A 1,344-nucleotide genomic window follows, 5' to 3' on the forward strand; every position below is an offset into this window, starting at 1 on the left:
ATCGAACCCCTTGGCGGACACCGAGAGCGAACGCCCGGAAGACCGGGAGCCGGAGGATTTCACGCTGTCGATGATGCCGGCGAATACCTGGACACCATTCAGGCGCACCAGCACGCTCCCTCCCGGCTGAGGAAGCCGGATCGCACCGCCGGTGTCGTCCATCCTGAGCGAGCAACTGTCAGACGATGCGCCGGCCTTGTCTGTAACGGTGATCGTTTCCAGATAGTTTGACATCTGCGAGGAGATGTCGTTGCCGTCGATCACAACAGACCAATCAGTTTTCCAGGCCATGATCCCTAAGCCTGTTTTCTTGTTCTTGTAGGCACCGGCAAACACCCAGCGGTCCACCTCGCCAAGCCCGCCGAAGATTTCCGTATCAAGGCCTTTGACCATGAATTTCGGCTCAAGCGCCTCGATGCGCGGCAGATTGAAATCCGTCGCCATGACACCTCCGCCCGGGTTGTGGCCAGCCGTCGCGAACTTGATCGGCGGGATGGTCAGTTTCGAGATGGAAGTTGCCCGCGAGGTGCCTTCCTTTTCCGCCCGGCGTACATCCACGGCGGTCAGCATGTAAATCTTCTGCATGATCAGATCCTGATTGTCTTGGTCGGTTGATTACCGAAGTGGGTGCCCGGTCAGCTGTCGTTGGCCAGGCGCGCGATGATCTCGTTGACCATGCCTTCAACGGCCGGTCTCCAGCGGCGGATTTCGTGCTGAGCCAGTTTGAAGACCGGCGCCGGCTCTATACCGATGGTCAGTTTCAGCGTTCCCAGGCGGATGCTTTCCGGGCTGTTCTGGCTCTTCTTGAACATTTCGCTCTTGGACGAATAGCCGAGGATGTTGCCTTCGTTGACGTGATCACGCAGGGCAAAGGCAAGCGAGTTGATCCAGGCCTCGACAGTGTCGGTCGCGATCCGGCGGCCGAGGAACTGGTTCGTGATCTCGATGAACTGCGTGATGATGTAATCGGTGCCGCGCACCTGGTGGATCTGTTCCCACAGCTCGCCGGTCTGCGCATTGTCAGTGCCAATGAACTTGTAACCGCCATCTGCCACTGCCCCGTCGACACCCGTCTCGCCTTCGGCGACGATGGCGACATTCGCCGCCAGCAGTTGCTGGCCCTCCGTTGAACCGTCGAGCGTCGAAAACGGGATCTTGCGCGAGATGCCGGCCAGACCGAACAGGGAGCGGTTCGCGAAGGGATGGAACGGCTTGCCAGCGCCCACCTGGTTGTCGATCCGGATCATCAGACCGGCAACGCGCGGTGCCATCGGGGCTGTAACCGTCTGGGCCCCGTCCCAGATCCGGGCGGCCACGCCGATCGGCATCAGACGTTCCGACGAC

At 60.4% G+C, this 1,344-nt stretch carries 2 pseudogenes; both read right to left on the bottom strand.

Annotation, left to right across the window (positions count from 1 at the left end):
* Positions 1-585 (bottom strand): annotated as a pseudogene (locus OA90_RS29235) (hypothetical protein); the annotation flags it as partial.
* Positions 586-635: 50 nt separating this feature from the next.
* Positions 636-1,344, bottom strand: a pseudogene (locus OA90_RS27785) (phage tail protein); the annotation flags it as partial.

This window comes from Labrenzia sp. OB1 (assembly GCF_001624695.1).
In the GTDB taxonomy this organism is placed as follows: domain Bacteria; phylum Pseudomonadota; class Alphaproteobacteria; order Rhizobiales; family Stappiaceae; genus Roseibium.